Here is a 21,520-nt window from a genome sequence, read left to right as displayed (position 1 = left end):
ATGAGCGAGCAAAGCGAAGGAACCATCGGTACCGGTGGGTCTCGTCCCGTCGAGGAACACCGGTACGACGTGGTGATCGTCGGCGCCGGTGGTGCGGGGATGCGCGCGGCGATCGAGGCCGGGCCCCGGGTGCGGACCGCCGTGCTCACCAAGCTGTACCCGACCCGCAGCCACACCGGCGCGGCCCAGGGCGGTATGTGCGCCGCGCTGGCGAATGTCGAGGAAGACAACTGGGAGTGGCACACCTTCGACACGGTCAAGGGTGGTGACTACATCGTCGACCAGGACGCCGCCGAGATCATGGCCAAGGAGGCCATCGACGCGGTGCTCGATCTGGAGAAGATGGGCCTGCCGTTCAACCGGACCCCCGAGGGCCGGATCGATCAGCGCCGCTTCGGCGGTCACACCCGCGATCACGGCAAGGCGCCGGTCCGCCGCGCGTGCTACGCCGCCGACCGCACCGGCCACATGATCCTGCAGACGCTGTACCAGAACTGCGTCAAGCACGACGTGGAGTTCTACAACGAGTACTACGTGCTGGACCTGGTGCTGACCGATACCGATCGCGGCCCGGTCGCCACCGGCGTGGTCGCCTACGAGCTGGCCACCGGCGATCTGCACGTGTTCCACGCGAAGTCGATCATCTTCGCCACCGGCGGTTCCGGCCGGATGTACAAGACCACCTCGAACGCGCACACGCTGACCGGCGACGGTATGGCGATCGTGTTCCGCAAGGGCCTGCCGCTGGAGGACATGGAATTCCACCAGTTCCATCCGACGGGCCTGGCGGGCCTGGGCATCCTCATCTCCGAGGCGGTGCGCGGTGAGGGCGGCATCCTCCGCAACTCCACCGGCGAGCGGTTCATGGAGCGCTACGCCCCCACCATCAAGGATCTGGCGCCGCGCGACATCGTGGCCCGCTCGATGGTGCAGGAGGTCCGCGAGGGCCGCGGCGCGGGCCCGAACAAGGACTACGTGCTCATCGACGTGACCCACCTCGGCGAGGACGTGCTCGAGGAGAAGCTGCCCGACATCACCGAGTTCTCCCGCACCTACCTGGGTGTGGACCCGGTGAAGGAGCCGGTGCCGGTCATGCCGACCTGCCACTACGCGATGGGCGGCATCCCCACCCGCATCCACGGCGAGGTGCTGCGCAACAACACCGACGTGGTCCCCGGCCTGTACGCCGCCGGCGAGTGCGCGTGCGTATCCGTGCACGGCGCCAACCGGCTCGGCACCAACTCGCTGCTGGACATCAACGTGTTCGGCCGGCGCGCGGGTATCGCCGCCGCCGAGTATGCCGCGCGCGCCCAGTTCACCGAGCTGCCGGAGAATCCGGCGACCATGGTGCAGAACTGGCTGGCCGGGCTGCTGTCCGACCACGGCAACGAGCGGGTCGCCGACATCCGCACCGAACTGCAGATCGCGATGGACGACAAGGCGGGCGTGTTCCGCACCGAGGACAGCCTCAAGGAGATGCTGACCGTCATCCACGCGCTCAAGGAGCGGTACAGCCGGATCACCGTGCAGGACAAGGGCCGTCGCTACAACAGCGATCTGCTCGAGGCCGTCGAGCTGGGCTTCCTGCTGGAGCTGGCCGAGGTGACCGTGTTCGGCGCGCTGAACCGCCGGGAGTCCCGTGGCGGCCACGCCCGCGAGGACTACCCGAGCCGCGACGACGTCAACTTCATGCGCCACACCATGGCGTACAAGCAGGTCGAGTCCGGTAAGCCGGCGAACCTCCTCGCCGAGATCCAGCTGGACTTCAAGCCGGTCGTACAGACCCGTTACGAGCCGATGGAGCGTAAGTACTGATGACTGCCGTTGCCGAGACACCGCAGCAGGCCGCCCCGGTCCCCGACGGTTCGACGCTGATCACCGTCAAGATCGCCCGGTTCAACCCGGAGGACGGCCGCGGTGAGCGCTGGGAATCGTTCCAGGTTCCGGTGCTGCCGACCGACCGCTTCCTGAACGTGCTGATCTACATCAAGAGCTACCTGGACGGCACGCTGACCTTCCGCCGCTCCTGCGCCCACGGCGTCTGCGGTTCCGACGCCATGCGCATCAACGGCGTGAACCGGCTGGCGTGCAAGGTGCTCATGAAGGATCTGCTCCCCAAGAGCGGTAAGCCGCTGACCATGTCCGTCGAGCCGATCCGCGGCCTGCCCGTGGAGAAGGACCTCGTCGTGAACATGGAGCCGTTCTTCGACGCGTTCCGCGCGGTGAAGCCCTACCTGATCACCAGCGGCAACGAGCCTACCCGGGAGCGCATCCAGTCCCAGGCCGACCGGCACCGCTTCGACGACACCACCAAGTGCATCCTGTGCGCCTGCTGCACCACCTCGTGCCCGGTGTACTGGAACGACGGCAGCTACTTCGGCCCGGCCGCGATCGTGAACGCGCACCGCTTCATCTTCGACAGCCGCGACGAGGCCGCCCAGGAGCGCCTGGACATCCTCAACGACGTCGAGGGCGTCTGGCGCTGCCGCACCACCTTCAACTGCACCGACGCCTGCCCCCGCGGCATCCAGGTGACGAAGGCGATCACCGAGGTCAAGCGCGCGCTGCTGTTCGCTCGCTGATCCACCGGACAACCGAGGGCCGTCCGCTCCTGCCCGGAGCGGGCGGCCCTCGGCGCGGGTACCGGGCCGCGCTCAGCGCTCGTCGTCGTCGAACCGGTCGGCGACCAGGTCGGCGGCGATCACCGTGAGGCCCAGCAGGGTGCAGACCACGCCGAGGCCGGGCTGCTGATCGTCGACCCAGGACAGGGCCACGGGATGGATGCCGGTGACGTCCAGGATCACGAAAGCGGCCCCGAAGAGGGTCAGCCAGCATCCGAAACGCACCACCCGACGATTGTCGCGGTTCGCACCTCGATCCGGCGACCCGTGCTGGGCACATTGCGCAGTTCGCCCGGGGTTTGTTGTCGCCCGCGCCACACAGTGCTTGCATCGAGTCATGTTCGAGGAAGCGCAGTTGTACTCGCCGGTCACCACGGGTGCCGACGGTGTGCTGGTGCATCTGAGCGACGAGCATCCCGGCGTGCGCGATCCGGAGTACCGGGCCCGCCGCAACGCCATCGCCGCGCTGGCGCTCGACTACCGTCCGGGGCGGCCGCTGCCCCGCATCGACTACACCGACGAGGAGCACGAGGTCTGGCGGATCGTCTCCGCCGAGCTGGGTCGCAAACACGCCCGCTACGCGGCCACCGAGGTCCTGGCCCACGCGGCGCGGCTGCGCCTGCCGTCCGATCGGATCCCGCAGCTCGGCGAGGTGTCCGCGGCGCTGGCGCCGCTGAGCGGGTTCCGGTACGTGCCGGCGGCGGGGCTGGTGCCGCTGCGCGAGTTCTTCGGCTCGTTCGCGGATCGGATCTTCCACTCCACCCAGTACATTCGCCATCACTCGGCGCCGCTGTACACCCCCGAACCGGATGCGATCCACGAGATCATCGGGCACGCGAGCCAATTGGCGAGCCCGCGGTTCGCGGCGATCTATGCCGAGGTGGGCGCGGCGGTGGCCCGGTTGCGCACCGACGCGGCACTGCACTTCCTGGCCAACGTGTTCTGGTTCTCGATGGAGTTCGGCGTGCTCCGCGAGCACGGTGAGGTGCGGTGCTACGGCGCGGGGCTGCTGTCCTCGTACGGGGAGATCGGCGAGTTCCGGCACGCCGAGCTGCGGCCGCTGAACATCCCGGAGATGGGTACCGCGGTGTACGACATCACGCACTATCAGCCGGTGCTGTACTGCGCCGAGTCGATCGCCGAGATCGAGGACGTGGTGGGCGGATTCTTCGCGGCGATGACCGACGACTCCGTCCCGGCCGTCGCGCACTGACCGCTACAGCGGCATCCCGGCCTGGAGGAATTCCAGGATCGCGACCATGCGGTCGAGATCGAGGTTGCCGTGGTCGGTCACGCTCGTCATCGCGCCGATCACCGCGCCGGAGAACGCCTGGACCTCGAGCGAATCGGCGGGCCGGCCGGTGCGGCGGGCCACCAGTCCGGCCATCAGTTCACGGGTGCGGTCGATCTCGTAGATCATCGCGCCGCGCAACTCGGGGACGCCGTAGACCAGCCGTACCCGTTCCTGCTCGAAGGCGAACTCCTCGGCGTTCAACGAGTGGTAGATGGCGGTCGTGGCGCGTTTGAACGCCTCCAGCGGGGACAGGTCCAGCGGTTGTTCCTCCAGTGCCCGGATCAGAATCGGGTCGAGGTCGTCGACCAGGACCACCTGTTCCTTGGACGGGAAGTAGCGGAAGAAGGTGCTCGGCGAGATGTCGGCCGCGGCGGCGATCTGCTCCACCGTGGTCTCCGTGTAGCCCTGCTCCCGGAACAGCCGGAACGCCTCCGTGCGGATGGTCCGGCGGGTCCGTTCCTTCTTGCGCTCCCGCAGGCTCATCCCGGACGGACCGGGATGAGCCTGCGGAGGCGCTGCCTTCGAGTCAGCCGACATGGACCGATTCTCCCGCATCCACCGGCCGCCGGACGGCGGGCTCGGGTGATCGGGTGAATACGGCGGCCAGGAGCGCACCCCCGAGGCACAGGCCCGCGCAGATCCAGAGCATCAGGTCCATGCTGTCCACGAAGGCCGTCCGGACCTGATCGAGCAGTGCGGCGTCGTGCAGTTTCTGCGCGACCGCGGCCCCCGCGTTGGCCCCGTCGGAGATCGGGGCGCGGTCGTAGGCGCCCAGGCCGGAGCGGTAATGGGTGGCGAGCACGGTACCTAGGATTGCGACGCCGATGGTGCCGCCGGCCTGCCGCAACGCCTGCAGCAGCGCCGAACCGGTACCGGCCCGCTGGGCCTCCAATTCGCCCATGGCCATGCCCATCGCGGCCGGCATCACCAGGCCCATGCCCACGCCGATCAGCGTGATCCACACCGCGGTGAATCCGTAGCCGGTGCCGGACCGGGTCAGCGCACCCATCGCCAGGCCCCCGGCCAGGATCACGAAGCCCAGTGGCAGTACCGCCCGCAGGCCGATCCGGGGCAGCAGCCGGTCGGTGGCGCGGGTGCCGATCAGCAGACCGGCGATCAGCGGCAGCAGCCGCAGCCCGCTGCCGAGCGCGTCGACGCCGAGCACGGCCTGGAAGTACTGCGGCACGGTGAAGAACAGGCCGAACATCGCGAAGTTGATGACGATCATATGTCCTGTGCCCCAAGCGAATCCGCGGTTGCGGAAGAGGGCGAGGTCGATCAGCGGGTGTTCGGTGCGGCGCTGCCACGCCACGAAACCGGCCAGCACCGCCACCCCGGCGGCGACCGTGCTCCAGCCGAGCCCGTCGCCCCAGCCCTGACCGAGCCGGATGAAGCCGTAGGTGAGCCCGGACATCCCGATCACCGAGAGCACCACGCCGGCGAGGTCGATGCGGAAGGCCTGCTCGCTGCGCGATTCCGGGACCAGCGCGGCGACCGCGATCAGGCCGACGATCACCAGCGGCACGTTGATCAGGAACACCGAACCCCACCAGAAGTTGCGCAGCAGCCAGCCGCCCACGATCGGGCCGAGCGGCAGGCCGAGGGCGGAGGAGGTGACCCAGACGGTCAGCGCCCGTTGCCGTTCCGCCTGATCCGGGAACATGCTCGGCAGCACCGACATCGACAGCGGCATCATCGCCGCCGCGGCGACGCCGAGCACCGCGCGGGCGGCGATCAACTCGGCGGAACCGGTGGACAGCGCGCAGGCGGCCGAGGCGACGCCGAACAGCGCCAGCGCGAACAGCAGGAATCGTTTCCGGCCGTAGCGGTCGCCGAGGGCGCCCGCCGGGATCATCAGCGCGGCCAGCGCCAGCGTGTAGGCGGCGGTGAACCATTGCAGCGCAGCGGTATTCGCGTTCAGGTCGACGGCCATGGTGGGCAGCGCCACGGTCAGCACCGTGGTGTCGAGGCCGATGGTGAGCATGGCCAGGGCCAGGGCACCGAGGGCCAGCCAGCGGGGGCTCGGCATCTTCATGCTAGTTCCAATCACTTGGATGCTTCTCTTATATGAGAGAGTCTCTCATTTTGCATTTACTGTCAACCGGCGGCGTGTCAATCAATCCGGGCCAGCGGCGTGGCGGACCGAGCTTTAAGCTCCAAGGCGATGAGCACCCGCACCCCTCGGCGCCGCCCCCGCCGACTACGCACGCTCGCCGCCGCGGCACTGGTCGCCGGCATCTGCTGCGGCACGGCCGGGACCGGCCCGGATGCCGCCGTGGCCGGGGCGCAGCCGGCGGCCACGCCGCCGTTCACCACGCCGAACACCGACGACTGCCCGAACAAGGTCGTGCCGCCCCCGCCGATCGACACCTCCGAGGTGCCGGCCCCGGGCGATCCCACGCCGACCCCGCTGCCGGTGCCGTCGCCCCCGATCGGCGGCCCCAAGCTGGGTCAGTGCGGCGTGGTCCTGCCGCCCGGGGTTCCGCCGGTGCCCGCCGACATCTCCGCGACCGGCTGGGTGATCGCCGATCTGAACAGCGGCCGGGTACTCGCCGCCAAGGATCCGCACGGCCGGTACCGGCCCGCCTCCACGATCAAGACGCTGCTCGCGATCGTCGCGCTGCGCAGCCTGGACCTGAGCAAGGTGGTGACCGGTACCCAGGAGGACGCGAATGCCGAGGGCACCCGCGTCGGCATCGGGCCCGGCGGCCGCTACTCCAACAAACAGCTGATGCAGGCGCTGATCATGTGCTCCGGCAACGACGCCGCGCACGCCATCGCGATGCAGCTCGGCGGCGTGGACGCCACCGTCGCGAAGATGCGCGCGGAGGCCGAACGGCTGCACGCCATGGACACCCGCCCCGCCACCCCCGCGGGCCTGGACGGGCCGGGTATGAGCACCTCACCGTACGATCTGGCGACGATCTTCCGGGAGGCGATGACCATCCCGACCTTCGCCGAGCTGATCCACACCGAACAGGCCGATTTCCCCGGCTTTCCGGCCGATCCGAAGATTCCGGGCGACAAGGACCATCCCGGTTTCGTCATCGCCAACGACAACCGGCTGCTGTACGACTTCGACGGCGATCTGGGCGGTAAGACCGGCTTCACCGACGACGCGCGGCAGACCTTCGTCAACGCCGCCGACCGCAACGGCCGCCGCCTGGTCATCACCCTGCTGAAGGCCGACGTGCTGCCCATCCGCCCGCCCGAACAGGCCGCCCGCCTGCTGGAATGGGCCTTCGCGTTCCCGCCGGACGCAAACGTCGGATCGTTGCCGGACAACAGCCGTCCCGCCACCGCCAACCCCAGCGTGACCCTGGCCTCGCCGCCGCCGCACGATGCGGACCGGGCGAACGACGAGGACACGCCGACCCACGACGATCTGCCCACCTACATCCTGGCCGGCGGAATCCTGGTGGCGCTGGGCCTGGTGATCGCGGCGTGGTGGGTTTCGGGGCGGGGGCATCGCCGGCGCTGAGGGCGCGATCGGATCCCGCTGATCCGAAATCTCGCGCGGGGCCCCCGGCGGTGCTGAAGTGGAGGAGCGCCGGGCGCCTGGTTGCCGCGCCCGGCGTCGAAACCAGCCGGGCCGGGTCGTTCATCCAGGATCCGGGCCGGGACGGGATCTCTTCTGCCCCAGGGGATCCCGTGGGTCGATAAGCCGACGGCCGTCGTTCCCCGGAGCTCCGGGGGACGACGGCCGTCCGGTCCGATCAGTTCTCGTCCGGGCTCACCAGGCACAACACCCGCGGGTTGGGCTGGAGATAGACGATCGTCTCGTTCTCGGTGAAATCCGCGCCGCAGTCGGTCCGGTTGGTGGAGCCGGGGATGACGCGGCCGATCTTGATGTAGTTCGTCGTCCCGATCGAGGTCCCCGCGCGCGCCGCGGTGAGGCAGTCGACCTTCTTCGACGAGGCCGACAGCTTGTCGATGTCGACGCAATCACCTTGCTGCACATTGAGTTCCAGGCAGATCTTGGTGTTGCGATGACCGCCGGTGGTGGTCACCGACTCGTAGTCCGGGTCGGGGCAGGAGCCCGAACCGTCGGAGGTCGCGCCGACCTTGTATATCGTCTGCGGATCACCGCACGAGGCCTTCGCGACCTTCACGTCGAAGGAACTGCCGCTGAGGGCGACACAGTCGCCGACCTTCGCGGTGTTCATCGTGTCGTACGACTTGTCACCGCTGTGGCCGTGATCGCGCAGCACGCTCCAGCCGACGGCGATCCCGGCCAGCACCAGCAGGACGGCGATGCGCACGATCCAGAAACCCGCCGAGCGCGACTTGCGCGGCGGCGGGGCCTGCGGATAATTCGGCGGCGGCCCGTAACCCGGCTGTTGTGGCGCGCCGTATCCCGGCTGCTGCGGCGCACCGTAACCCGGCTGCGGTGGTGGTGCGTAACCTCCGGGCGCCGGCGGCGGAACCTGCTGCCACTGCGGCCCGCCGGACCCCGACGGCGGATAACCGGATGGAACTGTCATCGATCCCCTCGCTGAGATTCATCGCGGGCGCCGCACACGGTCGCCGTCGCCCCACGAGTCGGGAACGCTACCGTGCTGGTCGGTCGTTTCGCAACGCACTTTGTGTCGCTTATGCGCCAGTGCGCGAAGGCATTACGCCGCGTGGATCACTTCCGCGACCGCAGCGGCAGCCGTGCCAGCAGGCCGATCACCGCACCCGCGCCGAACAGCGCGGCGCCGGATCCCGCGGGGAGACCGGTCGTCACCCGGGGCGCGATCACGACCGGGGTCGCGGCGGGCGCGGGATCCTGCTCCGGGGTGTCGCGCACCGCCGTCGCCGCCCACGCGGTGGTGAACAGGATGATCCGGCTGGTGATGTTGGCGAACACCATCAGGCCGATGATCGGGCCGAAGGCGACGCCGGCGGGGCTGGTCAGCACGCGCTTCAGATAGAAGGAGGCGATCTGCTTCCAGAGTTCGAACGCGACGGCCGCGATCAGCGCCGCCTGCGCCGCGCTCACCAGCCGGACCGGCCGCCGCGGCAGGCGGGCGATGACCCAGGCGAACACCGCCCACGACGCCAGCACCGCCGCCACCAGCGAGCCGATCGCGAGCAGCACCCCCGCGCCGGGCGCGTGCTCGAGATGAACCAGTTTCAGCAGATCCCGGCCCAGGTTGCTGCCCGCCAGTGCCGACAGCGCCGCCGACAGCAGCATCGCCACCCCGAGCCCCAGCAGCGCGAGCAGGTCCGACACCTTGGACCCGAACCAATTCCCTTGTGCCGCAGGCTGATCCCACAACTCACCGAGCGCGGCCCGCAGGTTCGCCATCCAGCCGAGCCCCGCGTACCCGGCACCCACCAGGCCGAGCAGGCCGACGCTGGTGCGGGACCGGATCGCGTCGTCGATGAGATCGTTGAGCTGACCGCCGAGCGAGCCCGGGATGTTCTCCAGGATCCGGCTCTCCAGCTCGGCCAGCAGGTCCGGGTTGTGCGACAACACGAAAGCGGTCACCGCGAAACCGACCATCAGCAGCGGGAACAGCGCCAGCACGGTGTAGTAGGTGAGTCCGGCCGCGTAGTAGTCGGCGCGCTGCCCCTGGTACCGGCGGCCGGCGCGAACCACGTGATCCAGCCAGGGCCGTTGCCGCACGAATGCCGTGATCCGCGCCCGGAGCCTGTTCAACAACGCGACCTCCCGGAAACCTTCGGCCCCGCGGAGCGGTCGTCACCGAGCCAGGAAACCCACTCGGTCGTACACCTGCGCGAGGGTGTTGCCGGCGATCTCCCGCGCGCGCTCCGCACCGGCGGCGAGGATGCGATCGAGTTCGCCCTGGTCTGCCAGATACCCTCGTACCTTCTCCTGAAACGGCGTCACGAATTCCACCAGGGCATCGGCCACGTCGCTCTTGAGGTCACCGTACCCCTTGCCGACGTAGTCCTGCTCCAGCGTCACGATCGGGGTGTCGGTCAGCGCGGACAGGATGACGAGCAGATTGCTGACCCCCGGTTTGGTCTCCGGGTCGTAGCGGATCTCGCGCTCGGTGTCGGTCACCGCGGAGCGAATCTTCTTGGCCGACACCGCCGGATCGTCGAGCAGGTTGAGCAGGCCCGCGTCACTGGCCGCCGACTTGCTCATCTTCGAGGTGGGATCCTGCAGGTCGTAGATCTTGGCGGTGCCGGAGACGATGTGCGGTTCCGGGACCACGAAGGTCTTCTTGAAGCGGGTGTTGAAGCGCTGCGCCAGATTCCGGGTCAGCTCCAGATGCTGGCGCTGATCCTCGCCGACCGGGACCAGATGCGGACGGTAGAGCAGGATGTCCGCCGCCATCAGGATCGGATAGGTGAACAGGCCGACGGTGGCGTTCTCCGCGCCCTGCTTCGTCGACTTGTCCTTGAACTGGGTCATCCGGCTCGCCTCGCCGAAGCCGGTCAGGCAGCTGAGCACCCAGGTGAGCTCGGCGTGCTGCGGCACCTGGCTCTGCACGAACAGCGTCGAGCGCTTCGGATCGATGCCGAGTGCGAGCAACTGGGCCGCGGACACCTTGGTGCGGGCGCGCAGCGCCTTCGGATCGTGCGGCGCCGTGATGGCGTGCATGTCCGGGATGAAGTAGAGGGCGTCGAAATCGTCCTGCAGTGTCACCCAGTACTGCAGCGCGCCGAGATAGTTGCCGAGGTGGAAGGAATCACTGGTCGGCTGGATCCCGGACAGGACCCGCTGCTTACGCTCGCCGCTGGGTGCAGGACTGGACATGCCCCGATCTTCCCATGACCCGGCAACCGGTTTTCCCGCGGCAAGGCGGTCGCGGTCAGCGCTCGCTCTTGACCAGATACAGCCGCGGCGGCAGTGCGGGCAGCCCGAAATAGGTCGCCAGCGCGGCGTTGAGCGCGTCCTGATCGGACCGGTCGGCGGGGCGCGGAACCGGGGGTTCGGCGACGGGCCGGGTGACCGTCTCCTCGGGAACCGGTTGTGCCGGGGCGATTCCGGTGAGCAGCTGCCGCAGCGCCTCGTTGACGATGTGTTTCTTCGATCGGCCGCGGGCGCGGGCGGCGTGCTCGAGCAGTTGCACGACGTCGTAATCGAGGGTCACCGTCAGCCTCACGGCCACCATCCTCCCCGCGCCCGGCCCCGGTTATGCGCGGATCGGCCGCCGATTGACGTATCTCACACCCGCAGGGTCACGGCGCCGGCCGGGGCCGAACTGCCCTGCAACACCGCACGGTAGACCGCGGCCTTACCGGACCAGTAGGCCGCCGCGTCGGTGGTGGCGGCGGTGAACCAGGACAGCTGGTCCGGCTCGTCCGCGAGCAGTTCGCCCGAATCACGGATCAGCGCTACGTATCCCGCGGCGGCCCCCACGAATTCGTCCAGATCACGCAGGCATTCGTCGAAGGCGTCCTTGTTCTCGCCGAAGTAGTACGGGAACTGGAAGGCGGCCGCGAACTCGTCGAAAACGCCTGCGAGCGTGCGCATCCTGGTGCCGCGCAACTCCCGGGCGACATATCCGTCCGGCACCCGGTACCGCACCCCGCTGAACTGCCCGGCGTCGACCGCCAGCGCGCCCAGCGCCGGCGCCCGGCCGTGGTCCGGTACGGCGGCGACCGCCGCGACCCGGGTGGACGGACCGGCCAGGAACTGCGCCAACGTCATCGAAACACCCGTCACGGCATCACCTTTCGACTCACCAGGACCGCTCACCGCAATTTGGTGAACGTCTTGTAATGGTCACCGGTGTAGTACGCGGAGCCGTCGCTGCCGGTGATGATGCGTTCCGCGTCGCGGCCCTGCCCCGGTTTCTTCGGGTTCACATCCCATTCCTGATAGGTGATGGGCCGGCCCGCGGAATCCTGCTGGGCCAGTTGGCCGCCGCGGTTCATCCAATGGTCGCCGCCCTTGGTACCCGGCGCGTTCGCGGAATCGGGCCAGCGGCCCGCGTCGATCTCGTCCAGCGTCCGATAGACCCGGTCCGGGACTCCCGCCACCCGCGCGGTGATCGGCGCCGCCGACATGGTGCCGGCCGTGATGACCGGCGCCGGTCGCGCCACCGGATTCGCCGAATGATGGTCACCGCGGGCCACCAGCAGCCCGGCCACCACCACGACCAGCAGCCCCAACAGCGCGGCCGCGCTACGAAAACCCTTGCCGGAGAAGTTCATCGGTACTGCACCGTCACCGGGGCGTGATCGGACCAGCGCAGCGCGTAACTCGGCGCGCGCTCCACCACCGCCTGCTTGGCCCGCCCGGCCACCTGGCCGCGGGCCAGCTGGTAATCGATGCGCCAGCCCGCGTCGTTGTCGAACGCCCGGCCGCGGTACGACCACCAGCTGTAGGGCCCCGGCACATCCGGGTGCAGTTTTCGTACCACGTCGACATAGCCGGCGGCGAGGATCTCGTCGACCCAGGCCCGCTCGCCGGGCAGGAAGCCCGCGTTCTTCACGTTTCCCCTCCAGTTCTTGATGTCGAGCTCGGTGTGCGCGACGTTCCAGTCGCCACTGATCACGAAGTCGCGTCGCTGAGCCTTCAGGTGCGCGCCCAGACCGGCGAGGAAGCGGTACTTCTCCTCCTGCAGTGGAGTATCGGCCTCCCCGGTGTACACATAGACACTGGCGACGGTCAATTCGTCGAACTCTGCCTCGACGTAGCGGCCCAGCCCGTCGAATTCGGTGCTGCCGAAGCCGATTCGCACCGCTCGGGGCGGACGGCGGGACAGGATCGCGACACCGGCCCGGCCCTTCGTGCCCGGCTCCGCGTGCGTCAGGTGCCAGCCCTGGGTGAGCGCCGGCGCCAGCGCCGCGCGGGTCTGCGCGTCGGTGGCGCGGGTCTCCTGCAGGCAGATCACATCCGCCTCGGTGGCGGCGAGCCATTCGAGCATCCCCTTGCCCGTCTTACCCGTCGCCGCGCGAATGCCGTTCACGTTGATGGTCGAGATGATGATGGGGGGCACCCCACGACCGTACAATGCAGGTCGGACACTTTTCCTGTGGACACCGCGGTCGCGCCACCGGATCGGCGCGCACACCAGGAAGGGGTCACGACAATGATGTCGCGTACCGCCGCCCCCACTCCGATCGCCGCCCTGCACACCGGATCCGGCGATCCCCTGCTGCTGCTGCACGGATTCATGCTCTCGCCACACTGCTGGGAGCAAGTGGCACAACGGATGTCGGGCACCTGCGAGGTGTTCGCGCCCGCCTTCGCCGGGCACTGGGGCGGTCCCGAACCGGACACCCGCACCCTCGACGTGCACATGCTGGCCGACCGGGTGGAACGGCAACTGGACGAATTGGGTTGGCGCACCTGCCATATCGCGGGCAATTCGCTGGGCGGCTGGGTCGGCTTCGAACTGGCCCGCCGGGGCCGCGCGCGCACACTCACCGCGATCGCGCCGGCCGGTGGCTGGCACACGCCGTCGTTGCTGCAACTGCGGGTGGGGCTGAAGTTCCTGTCGCTGCTGCCGATCGTGGAATTCGGCAAACTGCTCGGGCCGGGACTCCGATTCAGCCCGCCCGCACGGAGATTCGCCGCGCTGGCGCTGAGTCACCGGACCTCGGCGGTACCGCGCGCGGCCGTGGAGGCGGCCATCGCCGCCGCCGTGCACTGCCCGGCGATGCTGCCGATGCTGCTCGGCGGCCTGCGCACGCCGGGTGTCACGGATATCGGCACGCTGGAAACGCCGGTGCGCCTGCTGCTCTGCGAATACGACCGGGTGATCCCGAATCGCAGTTACGCCGAACTGTTCCTGCGGGAACTACCGGAATCGGCCGACCGCATCCTGGTGCACGGTGTCGGCCACGTGCCGATGCTGGAGGCGCCGGATCGCATCGCCACCCTCATCGCGGAACACATCTACGCCAGCCGCGGGCACCTGCGCGCGGTGTGAACCCGCGCGCGGCCGGCGGCCGCCCCGGGCCGGAAAACAGTTCGGGCACCCGCGGCCACCGGGGGACGGTGGGGGCGGGTGCCCGGGATCGACTCGCCGCGCACCGACTGGTCGCATCGGACGGTGCGTGACGGGCCTGCGCGTCTCAGCGCAGCTCGCGCGCCAGGTTGGCGTCGAGCACACCGAGGAATTCCTCGGTGGTCAGATAGCCCTGATCGCCGCCGACCAGCAGCGCCAGGTCCTTCGTCATCTGGCCGTCCTCGACGGTCTTGATGACCACGTCCTCCAGGGTCTGGGCGAAGCCGATGACCTCGGGGGTGTTGTCCAGCTTGCCGCGGTGCGCCAGGCCCCGGGTCCACGCGAAGATCGAGGCGATCGGGTTCGTGGAGGTGGGCTTGCCCTGCTGGTGCTGGCGGTAGTGCCGGGTCACGGTGCCGTGCGCGGCCTCGGCCTCGCAGGTCCGACCGTCCGGGGTGAGCAGCACGGAGGTCATCAGGCCCAGCGAGCCGAAGCCCTGCGCGACCGTGTCGGACTGCACGTCACCGTCGTAGTTCTTGCACGCCCAGACGTAACCGCCCTCCCACTTCAGCGAGGAGGCGACCATGTCGTCGATGAGCCGGTGCTCGTAGGTGAGACCGGCCGCGTCGAACTGCGGCTTGAACTCGGCGTCGAACACCTCCTGGAAGGTGTCCTTGAACATGCCGTCGTAGGCCTTCAGGATGGTGTTCTTCGTGGAGAGGTACACCGGGTAGTTCTGCTGCAGGCCGTAGTTGAACGACGCCCGCGCGAAATCCTCGATGGACTTCTTGAAGTTGTACATACCCATCACGACGCCGCCGTCCTCCGGCACCTTCACGACCTCGTGGACGATCGGCTCGCTGCCGTCCTCCGGGGTGAAGGTGAGGGTGACGGTGCCCGCCTGGTGCACCTTGAAGTCGGTGGCGCGGTACTGGTCACCGAAGGCGTGCCGGCCGATGATGATCGGCTTGGTCCAGCCCGGAACCAGTCGCGGAACGTTCGAGATGATGATCGGCGCGCGGAAGATGGTGCCGCCGAGAATGTTGCGGATGGTGCCGTTCGGCGAACGGTACATCTTCTTCAGGCCGAACTCCTCGACCCGGGCCTCGTCCGGGGTGATGGTCGCGCACTTGACGCCCACGCCGTGCTGCTTGATGGCGTTGGCCGCGTCGACGGTCACCTGGTCGTCGGTCTTGTCCCGGTACTCGATGCCGAGGTCGTAGTACTCGAGGTTCACGTCGAGGTACGGGTGGATCAGCTTGTCCTTGATGAACTGCCAGATGATCCGGGTCATCTCGTCGCCGTCGAGTTCGACGACGGTGCCTTCAACCTTGATCTTGGACATGGATCTTCGTGTCCTCCTAGGAAGGTGCTCCCATTGCACAGGCCAGGCGAACACGCTTGTGAGCGGACCCCAGCTGTTCAACGACAACGTATACGTCCCGCGCTGTCCACGAGACTTGCGGGTGCTTAAACAAGACAAGCGTACTGGTGCGCTGTGTCTCACTTCCAGGGGGCGGCCCTTCCCGGGACCGGCCCATCATCCCAGCGCGGTGGCGCAGGTCACGCATGCCGCCATACCAAGTATGCATAACCGCGGTGGACAGCCGTTCAGCCCGGGTCGGGGCGCCGGACACCACACGGCGGTGCCGGGCGCCGCGAATCGGCGCCCGGCACCGCCGGAGTGTGAGATATCAGACACCGACCGAGACGTGCTCGGCGCCCTCGAGCAGGTGTTCCGGCTTGTCGCGGATCATCAGCGCCACGATCAGGATGGCCGCCGCGAAGAATCCCGCGCCGATGTAGAAGGCCACGTCGTAGCTGTGGATGGCCGCGCGGGCGGCGACGTGGTCGACGGTCGCGTGGTGCTCGGCATAGCGCTGCGCGACCTGCACCGAGATGCTGGTGAGCAGGGCGGTGCCGATCGCGCCGCCGACCTGCTGGGCGGCGTTGAGCAGCGCGCTGGCGACGCCGGAGTCCTCGGCCTCCACCTGATGCATGGCCGTGGTCTGCATCGAGACGAACAGCGCGCCCATGCCGAGCGCGATCAGCGAGATGGCCGGCAGCACGCTCACGCCGAAACCGGCGCCGTAGTGCAGCTGGGCCAGGTAGACCAGTCCCGCGATGCCGAGGATGCCGCCGCCGATCATCAGCGGCCGCGGGCCGATGCGGGGCAGCAGGGTGCTGGTGACCCCGGCGGAGATGATGATGCCGATCGGGAACGGCAGGAACGCGACACCGGCCTTCAGCGAGCTGTACCCGAGGGTGACCTGCAGGTAGTAGCTCAGGTTGATGAACATCGCGAACATGGCGATCGGCACCAGCAGTGCCACCAGATAGGAGCCGCCGCGGTTGATCTCACCGGGGATGTGCAACGGCAGCAGCGGGTTGACCGAACGGCGTTCGATCACGACGAAGGCCGCGAGCAGCGCGACACCGGCGATCAGCAGCGCGAGCGTGGTGGCGGCCAGCCAGCCGTCCTCGGCGGCACGGCTGAATCCGTACACGATCGAGATCAGGCCGAGGGTGACGGTCACCGCGCCGGGCACGTCGTAGCCGCCGGTCCGCGGGGCGGGCACATCGCGGATGACGAAGGCGAACGCGCCGACCAGGGCCAGCAACGCCACCGGCGTGTTGACCAGCAGGCACCAGCGCCAGTCGGCGTACTCGGTGAGCGCGCCGCCGACGATCAGGCCGATGGCCGCGCCACCGGCGGACACCCCGGCGAAGGCGCCGAAGGCCCGCGCCCGCTCGCGCGGTTCGGTGAAGGTCACCGAGACCAGCGACAGCGCCGCCGGGGCCAGCACGGCCGCGAACGCGCCCTGCAATGCCCGGCCGGCGAACAGCTCGCCGGCGTTCTGGGCCAGTCCGGCCAGGGCCGAGGCGGCGGCGAAGCCGACCAGGCCGATCAGGAACATCCGCCGGCGGCCGAGGTAGTCGGCGAGCCGGCCGCCGAGCAGCAGCAGACCGCCGAAGATGAGCGTGTACGCGGTGAGCATCCACTGCTTGTCGCCGTCACTGATGTGCAGGTCACGCTGGGCGAACGGCAGCGAGATCGTGACGATGGTGGCGTCGAGCACCACCATCAGTTGAGCCAGGGCGAGCACGCCCAGGGCCCACCACCGGGTCGAGCGACCGCGCTCGGCGTCGGTGGCCGGGGATTCGTGTACTGCGATCCCGAGGTCGGTCATGGGGGAGAACTCCTGAGTAGGAAGCAAGATGACGCCATCGTGTCACCGCCAGTCAAATGGCGTCAAGAGAAAAATGTCTGACTGCGACATTTGGCATCTCTGGTCATGAACTCGTAACACGGAGTTAGAATGCGTAGATGCTCGGCTCCTCGTCCTGTCAGCCCCGGGCCGGTCTGCGCGAACGCAAGAAGGAGCAGACCCGGCGCCGGATCATCGAAGTTGCGCTGCAGCTCTGCGACAGTCAGGGCTTCGAGGCGACGACCGTCGAGCAGATCGCCGACGCCGCCGACGTCTCGCCACGCACGGTGAACCGGTACTTCGAACTCAAAGAGGACATCATCCTGGCTCCCACCGAGGAGTGGGGCCGGCGCGTCGCCGTCGAGCTGCGCAATCAGCCCATCACCGGCAACGAACTGCTCGCGCTGCGCAATGCCCACCTGGTCGTGGCCGAGCTCAGCACCACCGACGAGACGCTGCCGTTCTCGTGGTTCCAGCAGATGCAGCGGATCATGCGGGCCAGCGCCGCGGTGCGCTCGCGCAGCATGGACTTCATCGATACCAAGACCGCCGAGCTCAACGCGGCGCTCGGCGAGCGCCTCGGCCTCGATGCCGACTCACTGACCGTACGCCTGATCGCCGCCACCTGGCACGCCGTCATCCGCACCGGTATGGAGTGCGACAGCGCGCTGGCCGAATGCCCCCCGGCGGCCGCCCCGGACCTGATGGTCCGGGCCGTGCAGGCGGCCTACGACGAGTTCCAGCGGGTGTGCGCGCGTCCGATGGCCGCTGCCGAGTAACTCCGGCGCAACCCTTTGACAGCATCGGAACGCAATCCGATACCATCCAGGGCAGGTCATGAGCACCAGCGCCAAGCCCCGGCTCGCTGGTCGGCAACCCTCCAGTTGCGGTGGGGTGCTCCGGGTGATGACCGGGCTTCCGAGAAGGCCGGAAGCAAGCGCGACGTCAGGAGCACGACCATGAGTAACCCCATTGCGCCCGGTATCGGTTGCGCCGCGGACGTATCGGGCGTTCGCCATCGCCTCGCTACCCTCGAAGGGGTGCGTGACTTCTCGTTCGCTGCGGTGTATCCCGGGTCCGGCACGGTGGCGGCGCGGTGACCGTGGACATCGACGCACGGACCGCAGCGGCCCTGTTGCCGCCCGCCGACGGCACCCTGGGCACCGTCGCCCTCGGGGATGTGCGGCTGGAGAGCGGGGCGGTCGTCCCCGACGCGATTCTCGCCGTGCAGCGCTGGGGTGAGCTGTCACCGAATCTGGACAATGTGGTGCTCGTCGAGCACGCCCTCACCGGTGACTCGCACGTGATCGGCGCGCCGGACCGCCTGCATCAGCTGGCGGGCTGGTGGGACGGCATCGTCGGACCGGGTGCGCCGCTGGACACCGACGAATGGTGTGTGATCGCCACCAACGTGCTCGGCGGCTGCAAGGGCAGCACCGGGCCGACGAGTCCCGCTCCGGACGGAAAGCCCTGGGGCACAAGGTTTCCCGAGATCTCCATCCGCGACCAGGTGACCGCCGAGGTGATGCTGGCCGATCTGCTGGGCATCGACCGGGTGGCCGCGGTGGTCGGCGGATCCATGGGCGGTATGCGGGTGCTGGAGTGGATGGTCGGGTACCCGCAGCGCGTCGGCGCCGCGCTGATCCTGGCCGTCGGCGCACGTGCCACCGCCGATCAGATCGGCACCCAGACCACCCAGATCGCGGCCATCACCGCCGATCCGGATTGGCAGGGTGGCGATTATCACGGCACCGGCCGCACGCCGCGGACCGGGATGGGCCTGGCCCGCCGCATCGCGCATCTGACCTATCGCACCGAGTTCGAGCTCGACCACCGCTTCGAGAATCAGGCCCAGCAGGGCGAGGATCCCCGGACCGGCGGCCGCTACGCGGTGCAGAGCTACCTGGAACACCAGGCCGACAAGCTGGTCGCCCGGTTCGATCCGGCCACCTACGTACTGCTCACCGAGGCGATGAACCGCCACGACGTGGGCCGCGGCCGCGGCGGCATCGAGGCCGCGCTGGCGAGTACCGCGGTGCCGTGCGTGGTGGGCGGTGTCGACTCCGATCGGCTGTACCCGCTGCGTACCCAGCAGGAGCTGGCGGATCTGCTGCCCGGTTGCCGGGGACTCGAGATCGTGCATTCCCGCGACGGGCACGACGGCTTCCTCACCGAGACCACCGCGGTCGGCAAGTTACTGGTCCAGACGATGGATCTGGCCCGATCCGCCCGCGACGGCTCGGTCAGTCGACACCCAGACTGCTGATCGTCGCGGCCAGGGTGACGATGGCCCCGCCGAGCACGGCGTAGGCCGCGATGTCGAAGGGCCTGCTGCGCACCGCCAGCAGGCCCACCCGGGCGGTCGGGACACACAGCCGCAGCGCGGCCGCCAGCAGGACCGCGCCCCCGACGAAGAACGCGCCACGCCGCCACCGATCCTCCGCGACGAACACCACCGCCACCACCAGCACCGCCACCACCAGCGACATCGGCAGGTGGGTGCGGAAGAACCGCCCGACTGCTGCGGAGCGCGACGGCAGGGTCACAGGGGTCTCGGTCACGTTCCGATTCTCGCATCCCCGCCCGGGTCGGGGCGGGTCGCTCGATCGCGGACCGGCCGGGGATACTGGCCCGCGTGCTTCATCTGGTGTTCTTCGAACCTCGCATACCACCGAACACGGGTAACGCGATCCGGCTGGTCGCCGGCACCGGGTGCGAACTACATCTGATCGAACCGCTCGGATTCGATCTGTCCGAGCCGAAGCTCCGGCGCGCCGGACTGGACTACCACGACCTCGCGTCGGTGCGGGTGCACCGGGATCTGGCGGCCGCCTGGGCGGCGATCACACCGGAACGGGTGTTCGCGTTCACCGCACGCGCCACCCGCCGCTACACCGATATCGAGTACCGCCGGGGCGATGTCCTGCTGTTCGGGCCGGAACCCACCGGGCTGCCCGACGAGGTGATCGCCGACCCGCTCGTCACCGACGGGGTGCGCATCCCGATGCTGCCCGGCCGGCGCTCGATGAACCTGTCGAACGCGGCGGCGGTCGCCGTGTACGAGGCGTGGCGGCAGCTGGGGTTCCCGGGTGGCGTGTGACACCGATCGGAGCCGCCGGTGCCGACGGTGATCCGGGTGGTCGTCAAGCCCAACAGCAGCAAGGGTCCGCTGGTGCAGACGGCGGCGGACGGCACGCTGCAGGTGTACGTGCGCGCTCCGGCGGTCGAGGGCAAGGCCAACCGGGCCGCCGCCGAGGCGCTGGCCCGGCACTTCCGTGTTCCCAAGAGCGCGGTGCGACTGACCGGCGGCGCCACCTCCCGGTTCAAGCGGTTCGAGATCGACCTGCCCGCTCAGGGATAAGGACGGATTGCCCGCTCAGGGATAGGGAACGGCTTGCCCGCTCAGGGGTAGAGGACGGCTTGCCCGCTCAGGGGTAGGGCAGGCGGACCTCGAGCACATCGTGCGCCAGTACCCGGACCTCGTCGTCCGTGGCCAGCACCAGTTCACCGGTGTGCTCGGTGTGCACGCGATCGTGGTCGCCGCGCCGCAGCTGGACCGTTGCCGACGGTGTGAGGGTGAGATGCCGGAGCACGTCGTCACCACCGCGGCGCTCCCATCCCGCGCCGCGCCGCGACCAGACCACACCGGCGGTCGGCCGGTCCGGAGTGCCCGGCTGCCACTGCAATTCGGCGACGGTGAGCACCCCGGCGTCCCAGCGGACGTCGATCAGGATCGAACAGCCGGCGTCCGGTGGCAGGTCGAGCCGTTCCGGCCGGGCGGCGGACAGCTCCATCCACAGCAATCTCGCGGTGCCGCAGGTCTTTCCGTCGCGCTGATAACCCGGCATGGCCAGTTCCCGGCCCGACGGGTGCAGGGCGACCCGATCGACCGCGGTGTTGACTCCGTCGATCCGGCCGAGGGGACGTACGGCACCGGTATCGGTCTCGGCCGAGAAGAGATGGGTCAGACCCCAGCTCGCTCCCGGCGGGGACTCGGTCTCGGCGAGCACCAGTGTCCGATCGTCGGCGGCCAGCAGCCGCGCCACGCCCAGCAGGTTGCCCGGAGCAACCGGATCCTCCGGAGGTGGCAGCGAAATCGTCACGCGCACAGCTGGATTCGGTTCGTGCAGATCCGCCTGCACGAAGTCGCCGGGCGGGCGCCACCAGCCGACGGTCGTATCGTGCAGCGGGAACACCCGGTCACAGCGGCAGTCGATCGAGCCGGGCAGCATCGTGCCGCCGCGGGCCTCCACCGCCCGCACCGTACCCGTGGCATCCAGTGCGTAGACGTGCGAATTGTCCCGGGTGAAACCGGCATCGGTGTAGTGGCCGGGATGCCGCGCGATCATGCGATCCCGAGTCGCCAGCACGATCTCGCTGGCGGAACGGAATACGAACGGACGCTCCGGCGGGCCGACGGCGACACTGCCGCGCAACGCCACGCCGGAGCGCCCGGCGCCCGGGAGCGGCAGCCGTACGGCACAACCGGTGGCGAACAGCAACCACACGATCGCCGACACCACGGCAACCCGGCGA

General features: G+C 69.1%; 23 protein-coding genes and 1 riboswitch. Of the genes, 9 read left to right on the top strand and 14 right to left on the bottom strand.

Features of this window, described 5'->3' with window-relative positions:
- Together sdhA and G361_RS0140905 are read left to right on the top strand one after the other, a co-directional pair.
- Positions 1-1,815 (top strand): succinate dehydrogenase flavoprotein subunit, encoded by a 1,815-nt coding sequence (sdhA, locus tag G361_RS0140910; protein WP_019932953.1) that lies wholly within the window; start codon positions 1-3, stop codon positions 1,813-1,815.
- The gene (locus G361_RS0140905; RefSeq protein WP_019932952.1) at positions 1,815-2,582 is read left to right on the top strand and encodes a succinate dehydrogenase iron-sulfur subunit; all 768 of its coding nucleotides are present in this window, start codon (positions 1,815-1,817) and stop codon (positions 2,580-2,582) included. The genes sdhA and G361_RS0140905 overlap by 1 nt, the downstream gene beginning before the upstream one ends.
- Before the next feature lie 72 nt (positions 2,583-2,654).
- Here G361_RS0140905 and G361_RS46450 read toward each other — a convergent pair whose 3' ends face one another.
- On the bottom strand, positions 2,655-2,849 hold the full coding sequence (locus G361_RS46450; RefSeq protein WP_019932951.1) for a hypothetical protein: 195 nt from the start codon (positions 2,847-2,849) through the stop codon (positions 2,655-2,657).
- A 109-nt stretch (positions 2,850-2,958) separates the two neighbouring features.
- Here G361_RS46450 and G361_RS0140895 point away from each other — a divergent pair, with 109 nt between their 5' ends.
- Complete coding sequence (locus G361_RS0140895) at positions 2,959-3,834, top strand: phenylalanine 4-monooxygenase (protein ID WP_019932950.1); 876 nt, start codon at positions 2,959-2,961, stop codon at positions 3,832-3,834.
- Positions 3,835-3,837: 3 nt separating this feature from the next.
- Here G361_RS0140895 and G361_RS0140890 read toward each other — a convergent pair whose 3' ends face one another.
- Positions 3,838-4,452, bottom strand: a complete 615-nt coding sequence (locus G361_RS0140890) for a TetR family transcriptional regulator (protein ID WP_063711949.1) — start codon at positions 4,450-4,452, stop codon at positions 3,838-3,840.
- Positions 4,442-5,950, bottom strand: a complete 1,509-nt coding sequence (locus G361_RS0140885) for an MFS transporter (protein WP_019932948.1) — start codon at positions 5,948-5,950, stop codon at positions 4,442-4,444. Before G361_RS0140885 ends, G361_RS0140890 begins: the two co-directional genes overlap by 11 nt.
- Before the next feature lie 129 nt (positions 5,951-6,079).
- On the opposite strand from G361_RS0140885, the gene G361_RS46445 reads away from it, so the two are divergent.
- Positions 6,080-7,396: a D-alanyl-D-alanine carboxypeptidase family protein gene (locus G361_RS46445; protein ID WP_019932947.1), complete on the top strand. Its 1,317-nt coding sequence runs from the start codon at positions 6,080-6,082 to the stop codon at positions 7,394-7,396.
- Positions 7,397-7,631: 235 nt separating this feature from the next.
- Here the strand turns inward: G361_RS46445 and G361_RS0140875 are convergent, their stop codons facing one another.
- The 7 genes from G361_RS0140875 to G361_RS0140845 all read right to left on the bottom strand — a co-directional run bounded on the left by G361_RS0140875 (position 7,632) and on the right by G361_RS0140845 (position 12,821).
- A complete protein-coding gene (locus tag G361_RS0140875) occupies positions 7,632-8,399 on the bottom strand; it encodes a hypothetical protein (RefSeq protein WP_155982070.1) in 768 nt (255 codons plus the stop codon).
- A gap of 146 nt (positions 8,400-8,545) precedes the next feature.
- Positions 8,546-9,565: an inner membrane protein YhjD gene (gene yhjD / locus G361_RS0140870; protein WP_019932945.1), complete on the bottom strand. Its 1,020-nt coding sequence runs from the start codon at positions 9,563-9,565 to the stop codon at positions 8,546-8,548.
- A 39-nt stretch (positions 9,566-9,604) separates the two neighbouring features.
- Positions 9,605-10,630 carry a tryptophan--tRNA ligase gene (gene trpS, locus G361_RS0140865; protein ID WP_019932944.1) on the bottom strand — a complete coding sequence of 342 codons (1,026 nt, stop codon included), beginning with the start codon at positions 10,628-10,630 and terminating at the stop codon, positions 9,605-9,607.
- Positions 10,631-10,685: 55 nt separating this feature from the next.
- Positions 10,686-10,979: a CopG family transcriptional regulator gene (locus tag G361_RS0140860; protein WP_196814763.1), complete on the bottom strand. Its 294-nt coding sequence runs from the start codon at positions 10,977-10,979 to the stop codon at positions 10,686-10,688.
- Positions 10,980-11,041: 62 nt separating this feature from the next.
- A complete protein-coding gene (locus G361_RS46440; RefSeq protein WP_231387255.1) occupies positions 11,042-11,542 on the bottom strand; it encodes a barstar family protein in 501 nt (166 codons plus the stop codon).
- Positions 11,543-11,571: 29 nt separating this feature from the next.
- Positions 11,572-12,033: a ribonuclease domain-containing protein gene (locus G361_RS0140850; protein ID WP_019932941.1), complete on the bottom strand. Its 462-nt coding sequence runs from the start codon at positions 12,031-12,033 to the stop codon at positions 11,572-11,574.
- The gene (locus tag G361_RS0140845; RefSeq protein ID WP_019932940.1) at positions 12,030-12,821 is read right to left on the bottom strand and encodes an exodeoxyribonuclease III; all 792 of its coding nucleotides are present in this window, start codon (positions 12,819-12,821) and stop codon (positions 12,030-12,032) included. Before G361_RS0140845 ends, G361_RS0140850 begins: the two co-directional genes overlap by 4 nt.
- A gap of 93 nt (positions 12,822-12,914) precedes the next feature.
- Here G361_RS0140845 and G361_RS0140840 point away from each other — a divergent pair, with 93 nt between their 5' ends.
- Positions 12,915-13,757 (top strand): alpha/beta fold hydrolase, encoded by an 843-nt coding sequence (locus G361_RS0140840; RefSeq protein WP_019932939.1) that lies wholly within the window; start codon positions 12,915-12,917, stop codon positions 13,755-13,757.
- Between the two features lie 145 nt (positions 13,758-13,902).
- Here G361_RS0140840 and G361_RS0140835 read toward each other — a convergent pair whose 3' ends face one another.
- Together G361_RS0140835 and G361_RS0140830 are read right to left on the bottom strand one after the other, a co-directional pair.
- Positions 13,903-15,120 (bottom strand): NADP-dependent isocitrate dehydrogenase, encoded by a 1,218-nt coding sequence (locus G361_RS0140835; RefSeq protein WP_019932938.1) that lies wholly within the window; start codon positions 15,118-15,120, stop codon positions 13,903-13,905.
- Positions 15,121-15,469: 349 nt separating this feature from the next.
- Positions 15,470-16,966, bottom strand: coding sequence for an MFS transporter (locus G361_RS0140830; protein ID WP_019932937.1), 1,497 nt, complete (start codon positions 16,964-16,966; stop codon positions 15,470-15,472).
- 137 nt (positions 16,967-17,103) lie between these two features.
- Here G361_RS0140830 and G361_RS0140825 point away from each other — a divergent pair, with 137 nt between their 5' ends.
- Together G361_RS0140825 and G361_RS0140820 are read left to right on the top strand one after the other, a co-directional pair.
- Entirely contained in the window at positions 17,104-17,763 is a 660-nt protein-coding gene (locus G361_RS0140825; RefSeq protein WP_019932936.1) for a TetR/AcrR family transcriptional regulator, read from the top strand.
- A gap of 54 nt (positions 17,764-17,817) precedes the next feature.
- Positions 17,818-17,930, top strand: a riboswitch (SAM riboswitch).
- A gap of 150 nt (positions 17,931-18,080) precedes the next feature.
- Positions 18,081-19,250 (top strand): homoserine O-acetyltransferase, encoded by a 1,170-nt coding sequence (locus tag G361_RS0140820; protein ID WP_019932935.1) that lies wholly within the window; start codon positions 18,081-18,083, stop codon positions 19,248-19,250.
- Here the strand turns inward: G361_RS0140820 and G361_RS0140815 are convergent.
- Positions 19,228-19,473 (bottom strand): DUF3017 domain-containing protein, encoded by a 246-nt coding sequence (locus G361_RS0140815; RefSeq protein ID WP_052173045.1) that lies wholly within the window; start codon positions 19,471-19,473, stop codon positions 19,228-19,230. The two genes, G361_RS0140820 and G361_RS0140815, sit on opposite strands and share 23 nt — an antisense overlap.
- A 146-nt stretch (positions 19,474-19,619) precedes the next feature.
- Between G361_RS0140815 and G361_RS0140810 the strand changes: the two genes are divergently transcribed.
- Both G361_RS0140810 and G361_RS0140805 read left to right on the top strand, forming a co-directional pair.
- Positions 19,620-20,084 (top strand): tRNA (cytidine(34)-2'-O)-methyltransferase, encoded by a 465-nt coding sequence (locus G361_RS0140810; protein WP_019932933.1) that lies wholly within the window; start codon positions 19,620-19,622, stop codon positions 20,082-20,084.
- Positions 20,085-20,102: 18 nt separating this feature from the next.
- Complete coding sequence (locus G361_RS0140805; RefSeq protein ID WP_019932932.1) at positions 20,103-20,345, top strand: DUF167 family protein; 243 nt, start codon at positions 20,103-20,105, stop codon at positions 20,343-20,345.
- A 67-nt stretch (positions 20,346-20,412) separates the two neighbouring features.
- On the opposite strand, the gene G361_RS0140800 is transcribed toward G361_RS0140805, so the two are convergent.
- Positions 20,413-21,504, bottom strand: a complete 1,092-nt coding sequence (locus tag G361_RS0140800; protein WP_155982069.1) for a hypothetical protein — start codon at positions 21,502-21,504, stop codon at positions 20,413-20,415.
- Between the last annotated feature and the right edge of the window lie 16 nt (positions 21,505-21,520).

It is taken from the genome of Nocardia sp. BMG111209 (genome assembly GCF_000381925.1).
Classification (GTDB): domain Bacteria; phylum Actinomycetota; class Actinomycetes; order Mycobacteriales; family Mycobacteriaceae; genus Nocardia.
This window is presented reverse-complemented; position numbering and strand designations above follow the sequence as displayed.